Annotated in this window: 17 protein-coding genes and 1 tRNA gene; 13 read left to right on the top strand and 5 right to left on the bottom strand. The window is 72.1% G+C overall.

Annotated features, from left to right (window positions below; genetic code table 11):
• Window positions 1-56 precede the first annotated feature (56 nt).
• Window positions 57-740: a bifunctional DNA primase/polymerase gene (locus tag BX283_RS21740; protein WP_101389223.1), complete on the top strand. Its 684-nt coding sequence runs from the start codon at window positions 57-59 to the stop codon at window positions 738-740.
• Between the two features lie 193 nt (window positions 741-933).
• The gene (locus tag BX283_RS21745) at window positions 934-1611 is read left to right on the top strand and encodes a hypothetical protein (protein ID WP_257583459.1); all 678 of its coding nucleotides are present in this window, start codon (window positions 934-936) and stop codon (window positions 1609-1611) included.
• Between the two features lie 218 nt (window positions 1612-1829).
• Here BX283_RS21745 and BX283_RS21750 read toward each other — a convergent pair whose 3' ends face one another.
• The 3 genes from BX283_RS21750 to BX283_RS21760 form a co-directional block, all read right to left on the bottom strand.
• Window positions 1830-2804 (bottom strand): DUF5926 family protein, encoded by a 975-nt coding sequence (locus BX283_RS21750; protein WP_101389224.1) that lies wholly within the window; start codon window positions 2802-2804, stop codon window positions 1830-1832.
• A gap of 271 nt (window positions 2805-3075) precedes the next feature.
• On the bottom strand, window positions 3076-3711 hold the full coding sequence (locus BX283_RS21755; protein WP_101389225.1) for an ATP-binding protein: 636 nt from the start codon (window positions 3709-3711) through the stop codon (window positions 3076-3078).
• Between the two features lie 152 nt (window positions 3712-3863).
• A complete protein-coding gene (locus tag BX283_RS21760; protein WP_101389226.1) occupies window positions 3864-4691 on the bottom strand; it encodes a glycerophosphodiester phosphodiesterase in 828 nt (275 codons plus the stop codon).
• Between the two features lie 252 nt (window positions 4692-4943).
• Between BX283_RS21760 and BX283_RS21765 the strand changes: the two genes are divergently transcribed.
• A complete protein-coding gene (locus tag BX283_RS21765; protein WP_101389227.1) occupies window positions 4944-6605 on the top strand; it encodes a trypsin-like peptidase domain-containing protein in 1662 nt (553 codons plus the stop codon).
• A gap of 109 nt (window positions 6606-6714) precedes the next feature.
• Window positions 6715-6799 (top strand) — tRNA-Ser (locus BX283_RS21770).
• Window positions 6800-6910: 111 nt separating this feature from the next.
• Here the strand turns inward: BX283_RS21770 and BX283_RS21775 are convergent.
• On the bottom strand, window positions 6911-8053 hold the full coding sequence (locus BX283_RS21775; RefSeq protein WP_101389228.1) for a hypothetical protein: 1143 nt from the start codon (window positions 8051-8053) through the stop codon (window positions 6911-6913).
• Window positions 8054-8448: 395 nt separating this feature from the next.
• The gene (locus tag BX283_RS21780) at window positions 8449-9486 is read right to left on the bottom strand and encodes a bifunctional DNA primase/polymerase (RefSeq protein ID WP_101389229.1); all 1038 of its coding nucleotides are present in this window, start codon (window positions 9484-9486) and stop codon (window positions 8449-8451) included.
• 502 nt (window positions 9487-9988) lie between these two features.
• On the opposite strand from BX283_RS21780, the gene BX283_RS21785 reads away from it, so the two are divergent.
• From BX283_RS21785 to BX283_RS21825, 9 genes are all read left to right on the top strand, one after another.
• Window positions 9989-10294, top strand: coding sequence for a hypothetical protein (locus BX283_RS21785; protein ID WP_101389230.1), 306 nt, complete (start codon window positions 9989-9991; stop codon window positions 10292-10294).
• Window positions 10295-10642: 348 nt separating this feature from the next.
• Window positions 10643-11857: an acyl-CoA dehydrogenase family protein gene (locus BX283_RS21790; protein ID WP_101389231.1), complete on the top strand. Its 1215-nt coding sequence runs from the start codon at window positions 10643-10645 to the stop codon at window positions 11855-11857.
• Window positions 11858-11926: 69 nt separating this feature from the next.
• Complete coding sequence (locus BX283_RS21795; RefSeq protein ID WP_101389232.1) at window positions 11927-12949, top strand: bifunctional MaoC family dehydratase N-terminal/OB-fold nucleic acid binding domain-containing protein; 1023 nt, start codon at window positions 11927-11929, stop codon at window positions 12947-12949.
• On the top strand, window positions 12949-14115 hold the full coding sequence (locus BX283_RS21800) for an acyl-CoA dehydrogenase family protein (RefSeq protein WP_101389233.1): 1167 nt from the start codon (window positions 12949-12951) through the stop codon (window positions 14113-14115). The genes BX283_RS21795 and BX283_RS21800 overlap by 1 nt, the downstream gene beginning before the upstream one ends.
• Complete coding sequence (locus tag BX283_RS21805; protein ID WP_101389234.1) at window positions 14112-14528, top strand: MaoC family dehydratase; 417 nt, start codon at window positions 14112-14114, stop codon at window positions 14526-14528. Before BX283_RS21800 ends, BX283_RS21805 begins: the two co-directional genes overlap by 4 nt.
• Window positions 14525-15691, top strand: coding sequence for a lipid-transfer protein (locus BX283_RS21810; protein WP_101389235.1), 1167 nt, complete (start codon window positions 14525-14527; stop codon window positions 15689-15691). Before BX283_RS21805 ends, BX283_RS21810 begins: the two co-directional genes overlap by 4 nt.
• A 94-nt stretch (window positions 15692-15785) precedes the next feature.
• Window positions 15786-16835 (top strand): DUF1906 domain-containing protein, encoded by a 1050-nt coding sequence (locus tag BX283_RS21815; RefSeq protein ID WP_101389236.1) that lies wholly within the window; start codon window positions 15786-15788, stop codon window positions 16833-16835.
• Between the two features lie 124 nt (window positions 16836-16959).
• Complete coding sequence (locus BX283_RS21820; protein WP_101389237.1) at window positions 16960-17496, top strand: SigE family RNA polymerase sigma factor; 537 nt, start codon at window positions 16960-16962, stop codon at window positions 17494-17496.
• A 198-nt stretch (window positions 17497-17694) separates the two neighbouring features.
• A complete protein-coding gene (locus BX283_RS21825; protein ID WP_101389238.1) occupies window positions 17695-19350 on the top strand; it encodes a long-chain fatty acid--CoA ligase in 1656 nt (551 codons plus the stop codon).
• Window positions 19351-19425 lie beyond the last annotated feature (75 nt).

Genomic DNA, 19425 nt, shown 5'->3' on the forward strand with positions numbered 1-19425 from the left:
GATGCACACATGGTGTGATGTGGACCTCGGCGTTCAACGGAAAGGAACGAGCGCTCATGCGCGAGATCCTCGGAAGGCGACGCAGGCTCCGGTTCCGGCGCAGTGAAAGGGCTGCTCAGCTTGGCGCCGCGCTGACCTGCGCGACCGAGTGGAAATGGCCCGTACTCCCAGGTGTGGGACTCAAGGCGGCCGGCGGCCGCGGCGACCGGGGCCGCGGCTGTGCCTGTCCCGACCCCGATTGCGCCGTTCCCGGGGCGCACCCCTTCGACCCGGGGCTCCTCGCGGCCTCGACCGACGAACGCCTGGTGCGCTGGTGGTGGACCAACCGCCCGGCGGCCCCCGTGCTCCTGGCGACGGGCGGCACGGCGCCGTGCGCGGTGAGCCTCCCGGCTGTCGCCGGGGCGCGAGCGCTCGTGGTGCTCGACGAGATGGGCATCCGGCTCGGCCCCGTGGTGGCGACGCCCACCCGGTGGTCGCTGCTGGTGGCTCCGTACTCGATGGAACGTCTGGGTGACCTCCTCTACTCCAAGGACTGGGTGCCGAGTTCGCTCCGCTTCCACGGAGAGGGCGGATATCTGGTGCTGCCCCCGTCCGAGACGGGGAAGGGGCAGGTGCGCTGGGAGCGGGCTCCGCTGCCGGGGTCGGCCAGGCCCTGGCTGCCGGATGTGGAGGCGGTGGTGGACGCGCTGGTCGCGGCGTCGACCAGCGCACCGGACGGCGGATCCCGGCTCGCGTACTGAAGCCGGTGCCCCGGGACGCGTACTTGGTCAGCGAACGGGGCGGGCACCGAGTTCCCGCCGGGACCCGGTGTCACTCGTTCGGGTGTGAGAGCGCCCCACTTGTACGGGAAACGGGCGCGCGGATCACCGGGCGCCCGGTTTCCGTCGCTATCTTCGGCCCACCGCAGGAATTCCATGGGATGGGTGGGCCGCCGTGAACCTCCGCATGATCGGTATCGGGGCCGTGGTGGTGTTCACGGTGCTGCTGCCGCTGGCGGCTTCGGCCGGACCGGCCGAAGAGCCGGAGCCGGCGGGGGCCGGGTCCGCGGGCGGCGATCCCGCCCGGACCGATCCCGCCCCCCGGATCGATCCCAGCCGTGCCGAGGCCGCCGACTCCGAGGGGTCCGATTCCGTTCTGCCCGGTGGCTCCGGCTCGGTACTGGACGATTCCGTTCCGGATGACTCTGTTCCGGGTGACGCGGAGCGGGTTCCCCACGCGCGCGTGGGCGAGGTGCCTGTCGAGCCGGCCGCCCGCTGCGGGCCCGAACTCGTCTCGCCCGACGGCGTCGAGGCGCAGACCTGTGTGCTGACCGAGGGCCACGACGCCTGGGCGCGCACCTACTACCGCAATGCCACTGGCGGACGGTTGCGCTCGGTGCTCACACTGATGGGGCCGGGCGGCCACACCGTACAGACGAACTGTGCTGTCGGTGCGGGAGATCAACCGGGAGTGTGCGAGACGCCGAGAGAGCCCGCGAGGGGAAAACCTGGCGCGTACTCGGCGGTCGCGGAGTTCGCCGGAACAGGCGATGAGGCGCCTCTGTTGCTGCGCTCCGGATCCAATGCGGCCTACGGCGCGGCGCTCAACTCGGCGGCGGACGCGGCTCGTTGAGAGGCAAACGGCCACGTGGGCGCGTACGGCGAACCGGAAGAGAAAATGGAAGGGCCCGATCGCTGGCGACGGGGGATGCACCAGCGACCGGGCTCTTAGAACGGTAACAAGAGATCTGTCATTCGCAAATTCGATCTCGGTTATTCGGACACCGATTTATCTGCGACTACCGGGAGTTGTGACGCGGGTCACCTGTCCCGTGACAGGAATGGTCACGCTCAGCTCAAGGTCACCTGGCGGTTGGTGAGACCGCCGCGCGCCCTGCGCTCCTCCGGCGTGAGCGGCGACTCGTCCGCCAGCGCCACCGCGAGACGCTCCGCGAACGCCGCGGCCGGCTTCTCGCACTCCTCGGCCGTCATCGCGCTCGGCAGGTCCCACACCGGAACGGTCAGACCGTGCGCCCGGAACGAGCCCACGAGCCGGGTGCCCTCGCCGAGCGAGGAGGTGCCCGCCGCGTGCAGCCGGGCGAGCGCGTCCAGAAGGCGCTCCTCCTCGTGCGGCATGACCCACCGAAGGTGGTTCTTGTCGGGCGTCTCGCACCAGTAGGACGAGTCGACCGACGTGAGCCGTACGGTCGGGATCGCGGCCGCGTTGGCGCGCTCCAGGGAGGCGGACACCTCGGGGGTGACGTTCTCTGTGCCTTCTTCGTCCCGCACCCAGAACTCGAACCCGCTGTGCACGGCGGGCTCGAACGCGGCGGCCGGGTCCAGCAGGTCCTGGAGGCGGGGGCCCTGCGGGTCGACGCGCTGGGCGGCGACCGGCGTACCCGGCTCCGCCGTCAACGCGCGCGTGAGCGTGTCCGCCAGGTCGCGGCTGAGGTCACCGGACGGCGTGTCGTTCTGGAGGCCGAGCAGCACCGAGCCGTCGTCGCGGCGCAGCGCGGGCCACGCCATCGGCAGGACGGTCGCGAGCGTCACCGACGGCACGCCCTCGGGCAGCCCGTCCTTGAGGGTGAGTTCGACGGTGGCGGCGGGGACCAGCTCGCGCAGCGCGACCCAGTCGCACTCGCCCGCCAGGCCCTCGAACGGGCGCTGGACCAGCTCGGTCACGGCGTGCGACGCGGCCCGGCCGTGGCAGGCCTTGTAGCGGCGGCCGGAGCCGCACGGGCAGGGCTCACGGGCTCCGACGACCGGCACCTCCCCGTCCTTGAGCTGCGGCGCGGCGGCCTTCGTCTGGGGGCGCTTCTTGGCCATGGTGTGGCTCTCTCCCGACTGCGGTGGTGCGGTGTCGCTGTGTCGGGCGCGAGCCTAGTCGTACGGGTCGGCACACGGCGTACGGCTCGGTGCAAGTCGTACGGTGCGGTCCGCCTACGGAGGCGGTGGCCGGGTCCTACGGGCGGCCCGGGCGCTACGCGTGGGGTTCGTTGGGCGGTCGGCCCGGCGGGCGGGGTCCGGCCGTACGAGGTGCGCGGCGGCTCGGCCCGGCGGGTGGGTGCGCGGCCGGCTCCCCGGCGGTGTCCCGGGCTCAGTCCAGGTCGTCGAAGGCGTCCGCGAACTCCAGCCCCGGCATCGCCACGTGCGCGACGAAGTCGTCCCGGGCGGGCCCGCGGCCGTTCTCGCGCCCCTGTGCGCGGTCGTACCCGGCGGTGATGATCACCCAGACGGTCACCTCGCCGGACGCGCTGTCCCGTACGCCCCAGTCCTGGGCGAGCGCGCTGATGATGTTCAGACCGCGGCCCCCGCGCGCGGTGACCGAGGGTGTGGCCGGAATCGGCCGGGTCGGTCCGCCGCCGTCGGTCACCTCGACCGTCAGCCGGCCCGCCTTGTCGATGCGCCAGGCGGCCCGTACGTCCCCGTCGCCCACGTCCGCGCGCCCCAGCGGTCTGCCGTGCCGGCAGGCGTTGCTGAGCAGTTCCGACAGGACCAGTACGGCATCGTCCACGACCGGCTCCGACACTCCGCTGCCGAGCAGTTGCTCACGCATCCGGTGTCTTGCCTTGCCCACGCCCGCAGGGCCGTGGGGCACGGCCATGCTCGACGACGTGGGCACCTCCTGTGCCACCACCAACGCCACCCCCGAGACCTCCTTCACCCCACGCCACGGTGTGGATGCCCCAATGGACTGGACCGGAAACCGGCCAACCGGTGTCCGGTGACGCACTCGTAACGATCGAATACGGAACGAACGCGCCGGTGCACTCCCTGTCACCAGTATTACTGGTGACACGAGGGGGGAGGGCGACTACGTATGCGGCGCTCCCGGGGCGCTCTTGGGGAGCTTTCGCGGCGCTCCGCGAGACCCCGGGGGATGGCCTACAGGCGCCCCAACTGGTGCAGAACCTGCTTCGGGCGATTGGTGATGATGGCCTCGACCCCGAGGCGTACGCACAGTTCGACGTCCTCCGGCTCGTTCACCGTCCAGACGTGGACCTGGTGGCCCGCCGCGTGCAACCGGTCGATGTAGCCGGGGTGATTGCGGACGATCCGCATGCCGGGGCCCGCGATCCGGGCGCCCGCGGGCAGCCGTCCGTCGCGCAGCCGGGGCGACAGGAACTGCATCAGATAGACGGTCGGGATGTCCGGCGCGGCCGCGGCGACGCGGTGCAGGGAGCGCGCGGAGAAGCTCATGATGCGTACGGGCGACGTCTCGCCGGCCGGCGGCGGCTCGGCCAGGCCGAACCGCTTGAGCAGGTGCAGCAGTCGCTCCTCGACCTGCCCGGCCCAGCGGGTGGGGTGCTTGGTCTCGATGGCCAGCTCGATGCGGCGGCCCGCGTCGGCGACGAGCTCCAGGAGCCGTTCGAGGGTGAGGACGGAGGTGAAGGACGGGTCGCCCCAGTCCGGGCTCTCCTCGCTGTCCTTCCAGGAGCCGAAGTCGAGCGCCGAGAGCTCGGAGAGCTCCAGGGCGGAGACGGCGCCGCGGCCGTTGGAGGTCCGGTTGACGCGGCGGTCGTGGACGCAGACGAGATGGCCGTCGGCGGTGAGCCGGACGTCGCACTCCAGGGCGTCCGCGCCGTCCTCGATGGCCTTCACGTACGCGGCGAGGGTGTGCTCGGGCGCGTCCTCGGAGGCGCCTCGGTGGGCGACCACCTGGATGGAGGCCCGGTGGGGCGTATGACTGTCGTGCTGCCGTGCTTGGGTCACCGCGTCATCGTGCCACTGCGGAGGGGGCGAAGGGCGGCTTGCGGGCGGGTGCCCGGTCGCCGGGAGCACGGATACACAGCTCCTGCTTACAGTGGCCTGACAGCTTGTGGGAAAAGCTGAGCCCTGACATGTGCACACGTCCGCACCGTGCGATACGCGATTGTCGGACCCCTGACGCACCATGGTCGGTGTCGCGTCCCCAAGTCGAAACATACCGACCCCGAGACTGAGTGGAACCGAGGAGAGAGAGCTGTGAGCACCGAGAACGAGGGCACCGCGGTCCCGGCCGTCCCGCCTGCCCCGTCGTCAGCACCGCCCGCGCCTCCCGCCCCTCCCGTGACGTCCGAGGAGGCCGCGGCGTCCGCTTCGGCGGCCGAGCCCGCAGCTCCGCAGGCCGAGCCGGTGGCTCCGTCCCCGAAGGCCGAGCCCGCGGCCACGCACGCGACGGCGGAGCCGACGGCCGCGCCGGAGGCGGCGAGCGGGCCGGAGCCGACCTCCGTCCCGGAGCCGACCTCCGTACAGAAGGCGGCTTCCGAGCAGGCGCCCCCCGGGCAGGTGCCGACTTCCGCACAGGAGGCGGCCTCCCCGCACCAGCCCGCGCCCGAGGCGCACGACCCCGTCACCGCGCAGCTGCCCGGCGGCCCGGTGCACGCCGATCCGTACGGCGGGGCGCCCGCCACGCACGCGCAGGGGCCCGCCGGCGGTTGGCCGACGCCCCCGCCCGCGCTGCCCGGGTACGGCGGCGGAGGCGGCGGCCCGGTCTGGGGCGCGCCCGTGCCCGAGCCGCAGGGCCCGCGCCGAGGCCGCGGCGGCCTGGTCGCGGCCGTCCTGGTGGCCGCGCTGGTCGCGGGTGGCGTCGGCGGTGCCATCGGCTACTGGGCGTCGGACCGCGAGGACGGCTCCAGCGGCTCGACCACGGTCTCGGCGTCCGACACCCCGAAGGACTTCAAGCGCGACCCGGGCACGGTCGCGGCGGTCGCCGCCAAGGCGCTGCCGAGCGTCGTGACGATCCAGGCGGAGGGCAACGACGGCGAGGGCGGCACCGGCACCGGCTTCGTCTACGACCGCGAGGGCCACATCGTCACCAACAACCACGTGGTGGCCTCCGCTGCCAACAGCGGCAGGCTGACGGCGACGTTCTCCAACGGCAAGAAGTACGACGCCGAGGTGGTCGGCCGGGCGCAGGGCTACGACGTGGCCGTCATCAAGCTCAAGAACGCCCCGTCCAACCTGGTCCCGCTCGCCCTCGGCAACTCGGACCAGGTCGCCGTCGGAGACTCGACGATCGCGATCGGCGCGCCCTTCGGCCTCTCCAACACGGTCACCACGGGCATCATCAGCGCCAAGAACCGCCCGGTGTCGTCCAGCGACGGCGCCAGCCCCAAGGCGTCGTACATGAGCGCCCTCCAGACCGACGCCTCCATCAACCCGGGCAACTCGGGCGGTCCGCTGCTCGATTCGCGCGGCGCGGTCATCGGCATCAACTCGGCCATCCAGTCGGCCGGCAGCGGCGGCTTCGGCCAGTCGCAGGCGGGCTCCATCGGCCTGGGCTTCGCCATCCCGGTCAACCAGGCGAAGAACGTGGCGGAGCAGCTAATCAAGACCGGCAAGCCGGTCTACCCGGTGATCGGCGCGACCGTCGCCATGGACGAGAAGGGCCAGGGCGCCAAGATCTCCCCGCAGGCGTCCGGCGGCACCGCGGCCGTGGTCGCCGGCGGCCCGGCGGACAAGGCGGGCCTCAAGCCCGGCGACGTCATCACCAAGTTCGGCGACACGGTGATCGACAGCGGCCCGACCCTGATCAGCGAGATCTGGACGCACAAGCCGGGCGACCAGGTCCAGCTCACGTACAAGCGCGACGGCAAGGAGGCGACGGTCACGGTCACCCTGGGCGAGCGCACGGGCGACAGCTGACCCCCTCGGCCACGCCACGGAGGCCCGTCCGTCCCCGGCCGGGCCTCCGCACCACGATGGCCCCTCCGCTAGGCTGTAGCAGCCCCGACGCCGGTCGGCACGGGGCGAGGGTGGGTTGCCCGAGCGGCCTAAGGGAACGGTCTTGAAAACCGTCGTGGCGCGAGTCACCGTGGGTTCAAATCCCACACCCACCGCGTGTACGGGCCATGGCCCGTGAAAAAAGAGGTGCCCCGGACATCCGGGGCACCTCTTTTTTTGCTGCCGGGGCGCCTCGTCAGGTTGAGGTGGCCCGGCTTCCGTACGGATCAGACGCCGGCGGTCGCGCGGCGGCGGCGCAGGAGGGCGAAGCCGGCGGCGCCGAGGGCCGCGGCGCCCGTGCCGCCCGCGTACAGCGCCGTGTTGTCGCTGCCCTGGTCCTTGACCTCGGCACCGGCGGCGACACCGCCCTGGGGGACGGTCCGGGTGCCCGCCGAGTGGGTGGACGCGGCCGGGGCGGGCGTGGTGGACGACTTGGCCGGAACCGACGACTTGGCCGGGGCGGCCGCCGCGCAGCCCTTGGGCAGGGACGGGAACGGGCTGATCGCGTAAGGGGTGTTGCCGCCCTGGGTGCGCTGGCCAAGCTTCGGCGTCGCGGTGTCAGCACCGATGATCTTGATGCCCATGGCGCCGTCGACCGGGTGGGCGCGGTCTGCGGCGGCCAGCACCTTGCGCGAGGCGTCACGCAGCTGGGCCTTCGGACCGGCCGGGCCGTTGGTCAGCTTCACCGAGAGGCCCTCGCCGAAGACGCTGGGGACGATCTGCGTCACCGTGCAGCCGGCGCGGGTGCTGCTGAACTCCGAGGAGAGCTTGCCGGTCGAGCTGTTGAGGACCACGTACATCCCGTGCACATACGCGTCGGCGTCGCCGCCCACGGCCTGGGTCTCCAGGATCTTGTCCATGTGCCCCTTGGAGACGAACTCTGCGCGGTAGTGGCCGTTGGAGAACTTGTGGACCGCGATCTTCTCGCCGTTGACGAGCGTGAACGAGGAGTCGCCGCCCAGGTCGGCGCCGCAGCCCGCGGGAAGCTTGGGGAACGGGGTGTTCTTCGCCGCGTGCTCACCGCCCTCGACCCACTGGGAGAACGTCGGCACGGCCGTGCTGGTTCCCATGACGGCGATCCCGGCCGCCATGTCCTGCGTGTGCGCCTTGTCGACGGTGGCGACGATCTTGCCCTTGCCGTCCCTGAGTTCGGCCTTCGGGCCCGACTTCACGGCGTTGGTGAGCGTCACCGAGAGCCCCGTACGCACCGAGGGGATGGTCGCGACCGACGTGCACTTCTCGGGGGCGGTGGCCGCGGCGCCGCCCGGCGTGGCGGCGAGTGCGGCGGACGGGGTGAGGAGGGCCCCGGCGAGTGCGGCCGTGGCGATCGCGGCGTGAACGGTGACGCGGCGGGAGGTGTAGGTCGACATGAACGACTCCATGAAGCTGATCGGCCATCTGGGCCGGAGTGAGTGAGGAGGTGGAGAGTCGCAATGCCGCCCGCTCTGTCGGGTGGGGCCGTTGAGGCTGGGCGGTGGCTGCAGAAGAAAATCTATGCAGCGGCTGTGCGTGAACCGTACGTGCCATGTCACGGGCGTGTGACAGGCGATCAGCTTGATGACCTGCGGGGATGTGGGGATGTGGGGATACGGGGATGCGGTGGGATAGCGGCGACGCGGGGATCGCGGTGCCGCGGGCGTGGGGCGTACGTAAGGGGCCCCGGCCCATGGGTGGTGCCCCTTACAGGTGTGCACACGCATGATCGGGGCGTGCGCGGATGACAGGTGTGTACGCGGATGACAGGGGGGGGTACGCGAACGCCCCCTCAGTACGCCGTCGTCAACCGTGCCGCCGACGCGATCGTCGCCCGTGCCTCCCGCTCCGTGAGGCCGGTCCGTACCGCGGCGGCGGTGAGGTGGTCGGCCAGCGCGTCGCCGATGCCGTTCTCGTAGGCGCGGCAGGCGGCCCAGAACAGGCGGGTGTTGCGCTGGCCCTCGTGGGCGGCGAGGACGAACTGCACCAGCCCGTGGCCCCGGTCGGCGCCGTGTGCCCGGGGGTGGTGGGCGCGCGCCGGGGGCGTGAGCAGATCGAGGAGCGCGCCGGGGCAGGGCGCGGGTGCCAGATGGGCCGTTCCCGGGGCGAGCCGGTAGACGCCGTTGCTGGTCAGCGAGCCGGGGCCGACCAGATAGCCGCCCGCGCCCCGGACGTCGATCCCGGGCGCCAGCCGGCTCGCGGAGTTGGGGACGACCCGGTCGGGCGGTCCGGTCAGCCAGATGTGCCGTCCACCGCTGGGCGTGATCACGACGACCGTCTCCGGGATCGTGAACAGGTGCCGCAGCGCCAGGTGTTGGAGGGCCGCCACGGACTCGGGCGGCGGGTCGGCGGTGAGCGGCATGAAGGGCGGCGACGGCGACGGCCGCACCGCCCCCGGGACGCGCTGCGGCGGGACCGACGACCGTTCCGCCGCTCCCGCCGGCGCGTCCGTCGCACCGGGAGCCGAGCCCGGCACCGCCCCCACGTACCCGTCGGCCGCCTGCTCCGGCTGCCCCGGCTTCATCGTGTCCAGGTCGATCCCGATGAGATGGTGCGGCGGCCGCCCGCAGGCGATGCCGTACCCGGTGGCCCAGGGGGCGGCCGCGAACAGCGCCCGTACGGCCGCCGGATCCGTGGTCGCGTCGTGCACCCCGTGCCCCGGCAGCCCGCACTCGCCCCGGCAGGGCGCGGGCTGCGGCTCGTCGTGGTGCGGTGAGCGCAGCGCGGGGAGCTTCGAACGGGACAGCGGAATGACGGGGAGCCCGCGCTCGGCGACGGAGAGAGCGTGGGCGAGGGCCAGGGTGGAGGCATGCCGGTCGATGGTGGCCATGCCTTCCATGTTCGTACGAGTGTTCGAAAAAGGGAAGCGGGAAACGGTTCGGGTTCCCGTGGGGTCGGGGAGTGCGAGGAGGGGGACGGGAGGGGGCGGGCTGCGGGCGTGGGCTGACCGGCTGCGGGGGCCTGTGGCGGGCGGATACGGGGCCGGAAGGGGCGGGAGGTGGGTGTGCGGCAGGCGAGGCGCGTGCGTCCGTCACCCCGGTGACGGGAGGGTGGCGCGGAAGATTGGCCGAAAATGCGCTGAAACGGTTCTCCTCCCTTGTGGGCCGGTGTGTGACGCGGTGCGTCTGGGTCGGCATGAGAGCTCTGGGGTTTTGGAGTCGTGTTGGTGGTTTATCGACATGTCCTCACGCTTGCGGGCGAAACGCGCCGACTGGGCTGGTTCGACGGGGATTCGGTGGGCAACTCTGATCTCGCGACGTCGCAACAGCGTCCGGGGCGGTCGGCCAACTTCCCCGGAACAAGCCGTACTTCTGGTTCCTGGAGGAATAGACATGGCACACATCCGCACCGCCCGCGTCATGGCCGCCGTCGCCGCCCTGCCTCTCGCAGTGGGGCTCTTCACGGGGGTGGCCGCCGCGGACAACGGCTCCTTCGCGGACCACGGATCGAACGCGGCAGTGGCGACCGTCAGCGGGAGCGGCGTCGGGCACGACAACAACGGGAACTCGTCCACCACGCAGCAGCAGGCGGTGGGTTCAGGCGCCTCGAACCAGAGCAACACCGCCCAGGTGAACGGATCCGCCTTCACGGCGATCCGTCAGGACAACGTGTCGGTCAACTTCACCAACCTCTGGTGAGCCGGGGCCCCTCGGGGTCGGGGTCAGTGGGGTGAACGACTGCCCGGGTGGCGGCGCTGCGGCGCGGCCACCCGGGCGGTTGTGTGTCCGGGGGTGGGGGGACGCGCGTGCGTACGCGTACGCGTGGGCGTCTGCTGTGCGGTCTCCGGGCCGATTGCCCCCCGGGCGTGCTCACGCGCACGCGTCGATGCCTGCGGGGCTGCGGGGCTGTGGGGCTGTGGGGCTGTGGGGCTAAGGGTCCGTGGGTCTATGGCGGCGTCGGCATGAGCATTGACACGGCGGCCATATCTGACGGACAGTCAGAAACCCCGCCCGTAAGCGTACGTCCGGACTCCGGAGGCCGCCGCCGTGCACCTCGCCCCGACCGAACGCCAGCAGCGCCTGCGCGCCGAACTCCGCGCGTACTTCCGCGCCTTGATGCCGGACGGTGAGGGCGCCTCTCAAGGCACGGCCCCGGAGAGCGCTGATCCGGAGGGTGGCGATCCGTCGGGCGGTGATCCCGCGGCGCAGCGCGCCCTGCTCCGGCGCATCGGCGCCGACGGGATGCTGGGGCTGGGCTGGCCCGTCGAGTACGGCGGCCAGGGGCGCGGCCCCGACGAGCAGTTCGTCTTCTTCGACGAGGCGTACCGCGCGGGCGCGCCCGTCTCGATGGTCACGCTGAACACCGTCGGACCGACCCTGATGCGGTACGGGACCGAGGAGCAGAAGGCGTACTTCCTGCCCCGGATCCTCGCCGGCGACCTCGTCTTCGCCATCGGCTACAGCGAGCCGGAGGCCGGGACCGACCTCGCCTCGCTGCGGACCCGGGCCGTACGGGACGGTGGGGACTGGCTGATCGACGGCCAGAAGATCTTCACCTCCAACGCCCAGAACGCCGACTGGATCTGGCTCGCCTGCCGTACGGATCCGGCGGCGCCCAAGCACCGGGGCATCTCGATCATCCTGGTCCCTACCGACGCGCCGGGCTTCTCGTGGACGCCGATCCGCACCGTGGGCGGCCTGACCACGACGGCCACGTACTACGACGGGATCCATGTCCCGGCCGGGAACCTGGTCGGCGAGGAGAACGCCGGATGGGGGCTGATCACCAACCAGCTCAACCACGAGCGGGTCGCGCTCGCCGCGATCGGCATGCAGGCCGAGGATTTCTACGAGGCGGCGCTCGCCCGCGCCCGCACCCCCGATCCGGTGACCGGGCGGCGCAGGGTTGACGAGCCCTGGGTGCGTTCCAGGGTCGCCGAGACGCATGCCCGGCTGGCGGCGAATCGCCTGCTCAACTGGCGTTTGGTGGGGGATGTGGGGGCGGGTTCGCTGGCCCCCGGCGACGCGAGCGGCGTGAAGTTCATGGGAACCGAATCGGCCGTCGAGGTGTATCGAATGTGCCAGGAGATCACGGGGGAAGCGGCGCTGGTGCGGCGGGGTTCACCGGGCGCCGTGGGGGACGGGGAGCTGGAGCGGATGAACAGGGCGGCACAGATCAACACGTTCGGGGGCGGGGTGAGCGAGGTGCAGCGGGAGATCGTCGCGACGATGCGGCTCGGGATGAAGAGGGGGCGGAGGTAGATGGGCGAGAACGTGTCCGCGAGCCGGGAGACGCGAACTGCAACAGGCTCGGAGCCACCGCCCCAAGGCATGGAGGGACGAGATGCGGCTGCCGAGGGGAGGAACGTGCGCCGGGCGGTGGAGGAGCCGCCCGAGCGCCCGGACCCGGGCGGGTTGTACGGGCGCCTGAAGGCGTACGAGGGGAGGTCGGCGGCGAACGAAGGAGTCGGCAAGGACCTGGTCAACGAGCCGATGATCAGGCACTGGTGCGAGGCGATGGGCGACACCAACCCGGCCTACCGGGGGCCGGACGCGATCGCGCCGCCGACCATGCTCCAGGCCTGGACGATGGGCGGCCTCTCGGGGCACTCGGACCGCTCGGGAGCCCACGACGAACTGTTCGCGCTGCTCGACGGAGCGGGCTTCACCTCGGTGGTCGCGACGGACTGCGAGCAGGAGTACGTACGGGAGCTGCGCCCGGGCGACCGCATCACCTATGACTCGGTGATCGAGACGGTCTCCGAGCGGAAGACCACCAAGCTGGGGACGGGCCACTTCATCACCACGCGGATGGACGTCCGGGCGAACGGCAAGCTCGCGGGCAGGCACCGCTTCCGGATCCTCAAGTACGCCCCGGCGCGCCGCAAACCGCAGGGGCGGCGGCCGAGACCGGTCGTCAACCGGGACAACGCCGGGTTCTGGGACGGAGTCGCCGCGCACAAGCTGCTGATCCAGCGCTGCGCAGACTGCGGTGAGCTGCGCTTCCCCTGGCTGCCGGGGTGCAACGGGTGCGGGGCGGCCGAGTGGGACACGGTCGAGGCGAGCGGCGCCGGGACGGTGTTCTCGTACGTGGTGATGCATCACCCGCGATTCCCGGGGTTCACCGTCCCCGAGGGCACCGAAGCTGCCGCAGGCGGTACCGCCCCCGACGACGACGGGCCGGGGCCGTACGCGGTGGGGCTGATCGAGCTGGCCGAGGGCGTGCGGATGATCAGCAACGTGGTGGGGGTCCCGTACGACAAGGTACGGATCGGGATGCCCGTGCGGCTCGAATTCCTGCGGGTGGACGAGGAGTTGGAGCTGCCGGTGTTCCGAGGGGGTGAGGGTGGCTGATGGACTTCACCCCCACCGAGGAGCAGTCGGCCGTCCGTGAGCTGGCCGGGGAGATCTTCGGGGACCTCTCCACCCATGAGCGCCTCACCGCGGCCGGGACGGGGACGGACACCGAGCTGTGGAAGGCGCTGTGCGGGGCGGGGCTGCCCGCGGCCGTCGAGGAGACGGGGCTGCTCGGGCTGGTCCTCGCCCTGGAGGAACAGGGGCGGACCACCGCCCAGGTGCCCTTCGCGGCGAGCTGTGTCTACGGAGTCCTGGCACTGGCCGCCCACGGCTCCGAGGAACAACGCGACCGGCTGCTCCCGGCCCTGCGGGACGGCACCGCGACGGCGACCGGCGCTTTCCCCGCACACGGCGGCGTACGGGCCTCGGCGGACGGGGGGCCTACAGGGGAGCTGACCGGAGTGGTGCCGGTGGTCCCCTGGCTGCGGGATGCCACGCACGTCCTGGTCCCGGACGCGGACCGGACGCTGTGGTGGATACGGACGGGAGCACCCGGGACCGCGACAGAGCCGGTCGAGACGACCGCGCCCTGGTCGGCCGGGCGGCTCACGCTCTCGGGGGCGCGGGGCGAGCGGATCGGCGGGCCCGGGCCGGGGACGTACGAGGATGTGCTGGCGACCGCCCGTACGGCCTTCGCCGGATTGCAGACGGGGGTGTGCGCGGGGTCGCTGGCCCGGGCGGTGGAGCACACCGGCACCCGTGAGCAGTTCGGGCGGCCGCTCTCCACCAACCAGGCGGTCCTGCTGCGGGCGGCCGACGCGTACATGGAGACCGAGGCGATACGGGTGACCTCGTACGAGGCGGCCTGGCGGCGCGACCGGGCACTGCCGTACCGCACACACGCGCTGACGGCGGCCTGGTGGGCGTCCGAGGCGGGCCGGAGGGTCGTCCACACGGGCCAGCATCTGCACGGCGGACTCGGTGCCGACCTGGAGCACCCGGTGCACCGGCACTTCCTCTGGGGACGCCAGATCGACGCCTATCTGGGGTGCGGCGCGGAACTGCTGGACGAACTGGGCGGATTGATCGTCGACGGCCAGGAGGGGCAGCACGGCCAGGACAGGCGGGACGGGCAGGGCTGGCGAGGCGGATCGAACGGGCAGGACAGGCGCGACGGACAGGGCAGGCACGACGGGCAGGACCGAGAGGAGGGCGTGGCATGAAGGTGGGCGACGAGCTGCCACCGCTGGAGATTCCGATCACCCGGACGCTGATAGTCGCCGGGGCCGTGGCCTCCCGCGACTACCAGGACGTGCACCACGACGCGGTGCTCGCCCAGGAGAAGGGATCCCCGGACATCTTCATGAACATCCTGACCACCAACGGCCTGGTCGGGCGGTACATCACCGATCACTTCGGCCCCGAGGCACGGCTGCGCTCGGTGCGGATACGGCTGGGGGCGCCCAACCACCCGGGCGACACGATGACCTTGACGGGCACGGTCACCGCGGTGGAGGCAGGCACGGCCGAGGTGCGGGTGGTGGGGGCCAACGGGCTGGGCCACCACGTCACCGGCACCGTGACGGTCGCACTCCCCCGGGCCGGGGCGAGCGGTGTCGGGGAGGTGGCGGTATGAGTGTCCGGCGGGCCGACTCACTCGGCGGGAAGGCGGCGATCGTCGGGATAGGCGCGACCGAGTTCTCCAAGGACTCGGGCCGCAGCGAGCTGAAGCTGGCGGTGGAGGCGGTGCGCGCCGCGCTCGACGACGCCGGGCTCACCCCCGACGACGTCGACGGGATGGTCACGTTCACCATGGACACCAGCCCGGAGATCACCGTGGCTCAGGCGGCGGGTATCGGCGAGCTGTCGTTCTTCTCGCGGATCCACTACGGCGGCGGCGCCGCGTGCGCGACCGTTCAGCAGGCGGCGCTGGCGGTGGCCTCGGGGGTGGCGGAAGTGGTCGTCTGCTACCGGGCGTTCAACGAGCGCTCAGGGCGGCGGTTCGGGTCCGGGGTGCAGCACCGGGAGCCGTCCGCCGAGGGGGCGGCGCTCGGCTGGTCACTGCCGTTCGGGCTGCTCACCCCGGCCTCCTGGGTCGCGATGGCCGCGCAGCGGTATCTGCACGCGTACGGTCTGACGCCCGAGGCGTTCGGGCACGTGGCCGTCGTCGACCGGCGCCATGCGGCGACCAACCCGGCGGCGTACTTCTACGGCAGGCCGATCACGCTCGCCGAGCACGCCGCCTCGCGGTGGATAGTCGAGCCGCTGCGGCTCCTCGACTGCTGCCAGGAGACGGACGGCGGCCAGGCGATCGTCGTCACGACGGCCGAGCGGGCGCGGGATCTGCGCCGCCCGCCCGCCGTGATCACCGCGGCCGCGCAGGGAGCGGGCCGCAGACAGGAGGGGATGACGAGTTTCTACCGGGACGGTCTGACCGGGCTGCCCGAGATGGGGGTGGTGGCGCGCCAGCTCTGGCGGACGTCCGGGCTCACTCCGGCCGAGATCGACGTGGCGATCCTGTACGACCACTTCACTCCGTTCGTGCTGATGCAACTGGAGGAGTTCGGGTTCTGCGGGCCGGGGGAGGCGGCGGATTTCGTGGCGGCGGACGCGTTGGCGCTGAACACGCACGGGGGGCAGCTGGGGGAGGCGTATCTGCACGGGATGAACGGGATAGCGGAAGCGGTCCGGCAGGTCAGGGGGCTGGCGGTCAATCAGATACCGGGCGCCGGGCGGGTGCTGGTGACGGCGGGTACGGGGGTTCCGACGTCGGGGCTCGTGCTGAGCGCGGACGGCTGAACCTCCGTACCCGGAAGGATGATCCTGTCCACGGACGGCTGAGGCACGCGGTCGAGCGGTGGCCGGAAGAACCTGACGGCCTTTCACTCGCCTTATGCGCAGCCTCACATCGATCCGGCCCTGGTACCTGGGCATCGTCACGCCACCGCTGGCCGTGGCCACCACGCTCGCCGCTCTGCTCACGCTGAGCCCACCCGCGTCGGCCACACCGGTGCCGGACGTCCCGGCCGTCGCCGCCGCTCCGGAGGCCTCCCCGGACGCCGCCTCGGTCGCCTCCTCTGTGGCCTCATCGGGCCTCTCCGTGGATGGCGCCTCGGGCCTCTCTGCGAACGCCTCCTCGGGCCTCTCCTCGGGCGTCGGCGCTGCCGTCGTGCCGGATGCCGTTCCGGCGGACGCGGTGGACAGTCCGGCGGTGCTGGCGCGGGCCGTGCAGTTCAAGGGGGCGGCGTTCGACACCTGCCAGGCGCCGCCGCTGGCGACGATGAAGGCCTGGCGGTCCTCGTCGTACCGAGCGGTCGGCGTCTACTTCGGGGGGCGCGGGCGCGGCTGCCCGGACCAGCAGCACCTCAGCCGGAGCTGGCTGGCGAGTGTGGACGGGATGGGCTGGCGGGTGCTGCCGATCTTCGTCGGCTCGCAGTCGCCGTGCGTGCGGTCGGCGGCGAAGAAGAAGGTGCGGATGGGCAGCCGTTCGGCGACCCAGGGGCGGACCGAGGGGAGGCAGGCGGCCGAAGCGGCCGGGAAGCTGGGCATCCGGCAGGGCAGCGCGCTCTACCTGGACATGGAGGCGTACGACGCGGACAACGCGGGGTGTGCGCGGACCACGCTGGCGTTCGTCCGTGCCTGGAACCGTGAGGTGCGCGGGCAGGGCTTTCTGCCCGGGTTCTACAGCAGCGCCGCGTCGGGGGTGCGGCACATGGAGCAGGCCAGGCGGGCCGGGCAGTCCGACCTGCCGTCGGTGATGTGGTTCGCGCGGTGGGGTTCCGGGTCCTCCTTGTACGGGGAACCGACCCTGCACGCGGACGCGTGGCGGCCGCACCGGCGTATCCACCAGTACGCGGGGAACGTGACCGAGACGCACGGCGGGCGCCGGCTCGTGGTGGACCGGAACACGGTGGACGCGCCGGTGGCCCGGTTCAAACCCTGACGAGCGCCGGGGGCTCCTCCACCTTCAGGAGGTGCAGCCACCCCTACCCGTACAACCTGAGAGGGATCCCGCTTCGCGACCTGGGGCCGATCCGTGGCGTAGCGGGCGCTCCTAGCGTGGAGGTATGACCACGCCTGTCTGCAACAGCGCCTCCCGGGCGGCGACGCCATACCCGTCGTTCGCCTCGTACATGCGGGCCCGAGGCCCCGTGCTGCTGCGCACCGCACGCTCGCTGACCGCGAACCCGAGCGACGCCGAGGACCTGCTGCAGACGGCCCTCACCAAGACGTACGTCGCCTGGGACCGGATCGAGGACCACCGGGCCCTCGACGGCTATGTGCGCCGTGCGCTCCTCAACACCCGGACCTCGCAGTGGCGCAAGCGCAAGGTGGACGAGTTCGCCTGCGACGAGCTGCCCGAGCCGGAGACGGTGCCCGAGCCGGACCCGGCCGACCAGCAGGTGCTGCACGACGCGATGTGGCGCGCCGTGATGAAGCTGCCGGACCGCCAGCGGGCGATGGTCGTGCTGCGGTACTACGAGGACCTGAGCGAGGCGCAGACCGCCGAGGTGCTGGGGGTCTCCGTGGGCACGGTGAAGAGCGCGGTCTCCCGGGCGCTGGGCAAGCTCCGCGAGGACCCGGAGCTCGCCCCCGTCCGCTGACCGCACGTCCCCTGACCGCGACACCGGCGGCCGATAACGGGCGGCCGAAAGCGGGCGGTGGGGCGCCGCGTACGGCGTGACCTTGGTCTCGTGGGTGATTCATTACCTCCGGGTAGTGACATACCGCGCGGTACGTGAGCAGAATCGGCACACCCCTATCGCCACGTGGCGCACCGTAGCGCCCACCGGGAGGCCGCCGTGCTGAGCACCATGCAGGACGTACCGCTGCTGATCTCGCGGATCCTGACCCACGGGTCCACGATCCACGGCAAGTCGCAGGTCACGACCTGGACCGGCGAGGCGGAGCCACGGCGCCGCAGTTTCGCGGAGATCGGCGGGCGGGCGGCGCAGCTGGCCCACGCCCTGCGCGAGCTCGGCGTCGAGGACGGGCAGGCGACCGCCACCCTGATGTGGAACAACGCCGAGCATGTCGAGGCATACCTCGCGATCCCCTCCATGGGCGCGGTGCTCCACACGCTGAACCTGCGGCTTCCGGCCGACCAGCTGATCTGGATCGTCAACCACGCGGCCGACCGCGTGATCATCGCCAACGGTTCGCTGCTGCCGCTGCTCGCTCCGCTGCTGCCGCATCTGCCGACCGTCGAGCACATCGTGGTCTCCGGGCCCGGCGACCGTTCGCTGCTCGACGACATCGACGGCGCGGGGCCGCAGGTGCACGAGTACGAGGAACTGCTCGCGGGCCGCCCGACCTCGTACGACTGGCCGCAGCTGGACGAGCGCACCGCCGCCGCCATGTGCTACACCTCCGGCACCACGGGCGACCCCAAGGGCGTCGTCTACTCGCACCGTTCGGTCTATCTGCACTCGATGCAGGTCAACATGGCCGAGTCGATGGGGCTCACCGACAAGGACAAGACCCTGGTCGTGGTGCCGCAGTTCCATGTGAACGCCTGGGGGCTGCCGCACGCGACCTTCATGACCGGCGTCGACATGCTGATGCCGGACCGCTTCCTGCAGCCCGCGCCGCTCGCCGAGATGATCGAGCGCGAGAAGCCCACGCACGCCGCCGCCGTGCCGACCATCTGGCAGGGGCTGCTCGCCGAGGTCACCGCGCGCCCCCGGGACCTCACCTCGATGGTGCGGGTCACCATCGGCGGCGCGGCCTGTCCGCCCTCGCTGATGGAGGCGTACGACAAGCTGGGCGTCCGGCTCTGCCACGCGTGGGGCATGACGGAGACGTCGCCGCTGGGCACCATGGCCAACCCGCCGGCCGGGCTCACGGCCGAGGAGGAGTGGCCGTACCGGGTCACCCAGGGGCGCTTCCCGGCGGGCGTCGAGGCGCGGCTGGTCGGTCCCGGCGGGGAGATCCTGCCCTGGGACAACGAGTCGGCGGGCGAGCTGGAGGTCAGGGGCACCTGGATCGCGGGCGCGTACTACGGCGGCGCGGGCGGCGAGGACTTCCGCCCCGCCGACAAGTTCAGCGAGGACGGCTGGCTGAAGACGGGCGACGTCGGGGTGATCAGCGCCGACGGCTTCCTGACGCTCACCGACCGCGCCAAGGACGTCATCAAGTCGGGCGGGGAGTGGATCTCCTCGGTCGACCTGGAGAACGCCCTGATGGCCCACCCCGAGGTAGCCGAGGCCGCGGTCGTCGCCGTCCCCGACGAGAAGTGGGGCGAGCGCCCGCTCGCCACGGTCGTGCTGAGGCCGGGCGCGACCGCCGACTACGCGGCCCTGAAGGAGTTCCTCTCCCGGTCGGTCGCGAAGTGGCAGCTGCCGGAGCGGTGGACGATCGTCGAGGCGGTGCCGAAGACGAGCGTGGGGAAGTTCGACAAGAAGGTGATCCGCAAGAAGTACGCGGACGGGGAGCTGGACGTCACGGAGCTGCGCTGACGCGTGGTCCGGTGAGGCGACGGTCCCGTCGAGGCGGCGTCGGCCACGTTTCACGTGAAACATGGCGGGCCCGAT

Source organism: Streptomyces sp. TLI_146, from assembly GCF_002846415.1.
Taxonomy (GTDB): Bacteria; Actinomycetota; Actinomycetes; order Streptomycetales; family Streptomycetaceae; genus Streptomyces.